This window comes from Desulfotruncus arcticus DSM 17038, from assembly GCF_900113335.1.
Classification (GTDB): Bacteria; Bacillota; Desulfotomaculia; order Desulfotomaculales; family Desulfallaceae; genus Desulfotruncus; species Desulfotruncus arcticus.
Genome location: NZ_FOOX01000051.1, coordinates 1 through 2174, shown reverse-complemented (window position 1 = coordinate 2174; position 2174 = coordinate 1). Strand labels below are relative to the sequence as shown.

At 48.8% G+C, this 2174-nt stretch carries 1 protein-coding gene; it reads left to right on the top strand.

The genetic code is table 11. The annotated features are described in order from the left end of the window. The first annotated feature begins 457 nt into the window (after window positions 1–457). Window positions 458–2002, top strand: coding sequence for a histidine ammonia-lyase (gene hutH / locus BM056_RS25480; RefSeq protein ID WP_092476343.1), 1545 nt, complete (start codon window positions 458–460; stop codon window positions 2000–2002). Window positions 2003–2174: the final 172 nt, after the last annotated feature.

Here is a 2174-nt window from a genome sequence, read left to right as displayed (position 1 = left end):
AGGAGTCAGGAGTCAGGAGTCAGGAGTCAGAATGAGAATGGTTTTACTTCAGGAATTTATTACGCCTCCCGGGTGCTGTTTGGCAAGGTCCGTATTGCATGGAGTACCTTAAAGCGCACAGTGTCGGTTTATGTGGCGATTGATCTTGTTAACCGCCGCTAAGATTCCCGCCTTTACAGGCGGGAGTTAAGCGGCGATAAACTCGAAATAAGTGCGACTAAGGTTCAGGTGGGTCCAAAACCCCACCTGAACCAAGTCTTCTTTATTATTATGGAACTTGTTTTAATCACGGGTATAATCTATAATTAAATTAACATAAAACTAAATTTTTTCGGTATTTTAACCGGTTTTCTACTCATAGAAATTGAGATGTGAGGGAGTAGAGGGCGAGTTTAATCGTGCTCTGCTTCCTTTTTTTGTTTTTATTTTATTCTTTTGAAAACGGAGGATGACAAAAATGATAGAGACCAAAAGCGCTGTTGATTACATTTCCATTGATGGTGAAAGCCTCTCCCTGGAACAAGTTATTTCCGTTGCCAGAGGCTGTGCACCGGTGAGACTGCATGTGTCCGGTAAAGCTAAGCTGATTAAATCAAGAGGTGTTGTTGAAAAAATACTGGCGGGGGATCAGGTGGTTTACGGCGTTAACACAGGCTTCGGCAAGTTTAGTGATGTTACTATTTCCCCGGAAGATCGGAACATGCTGCAAAGAAATATTATTATGAGCCATGCGTGCGGGGTTGGGGAACCGCTGCCGCGGGAAGCGGTTCGGGCAATGATGCTGCTGCGGGCAAACTCACTGACCAAAGGGTTCTCCGGTGTCCGGCTGGAAGTGGTGCAATTGCTGTTAGATCTGCTTAACAACAACATCCACCCTGTGGTCCCGTGTAAGGGTTCCGTTGGCGCCAGCGGCGACCTGGTGCCCCTGGCCCATATCGCCCTGACTATGATCGGCCTGGGTGAAGTAGAATACCAGGGGCGGGTGATCCCGTCGGCTGAAGTGTTTAAGCAGGTTAAACTGCACCCTGTTACCCTTTCGGCCAAGGAAGGCCTGGCCTTGATTAACGGTACCCAGTATATGAGCGCGCTAGGCTGCCTGGCGGTGTATGATGCAATGGAACTGATTAAAGCATCAACTGTTTCCGCTGCCATGACTTTTGAAGCACTGGAGGGGTTGCCGAATGCTTATGACCCGAGAATTCATGATGCGCGCCCACATAGCGGCCAAAAACGCTGTGCCATGGCGATGCGGCGGTTACTGGACGGCAGCGAATTAATAACCAGAAAAAATCATAAAAGAGTACAGGATGCCTATACCCTTAGGTGTATACCGCAGGTTCACGGAGCATCGCTGGATGCCGTTGATTACGTCAAAAAGGTTTTGGAAACGGAAATTAACTCGGCCACGGATAACCCGCTGATCTTCCCCGAGGCGGGGGACGTTATCAGCGGGGGAAATTTTCACGGCCAGCCGCTGGCTTTGGCGTTGGATTTTCTGGCCATAGCGGTTTCCGAGCTGGGAAGCATCGCCGAGCGGCGGATTGAGAGGCTGGTCAATCCGGCGTTAAGCGGGCTGCCGCCGTTTTTAACCGAGCGGGGCGGCTTAAATTCCGGCCTGATGATTTTACAATATGCCGCCGCGTCACTGGCTTCGGAAAACAAGGTACTGGGGCACCCGGCCAGCTTGGACTCGATTCCCACCTCGGGCAACCAGGAAGACCATGTTAGCATGGGGTCTATTGCCGCGAAAAAAGCGGGGACGGTAATTGACAATGTTTACTGGATTATCGCTGGGGAAATGCTGGCTGCCGCACAGGCCCTGGACTTTGTAAAGCATAACATCGGCAAAGGGGCCCGGCTGGCCCGGAACCTGGTGCGGGAAGTTATACCCCACTGGGATGATGACCGGGTTCTGTACAAGGATTTACACAGGGTTCGCGATTTACTGCTCACCGGTATGGTTAACCGCAAGGTGGAAATGGAAGTAGGGCTTTTGGTGTAAGATGGATAATTCGGTTAACATTTATTTATATTGATTTTTTATTACTTGAGTTTTATAATCTTTGTTATAGACATTAAGAGCCAATTGCATAATTCTAACCCCATAAAACACAAGGGCTCATTAAACATAGGAAGACAAATTTACCCTAGCCAAAAAAGTTAAAATATCTCAA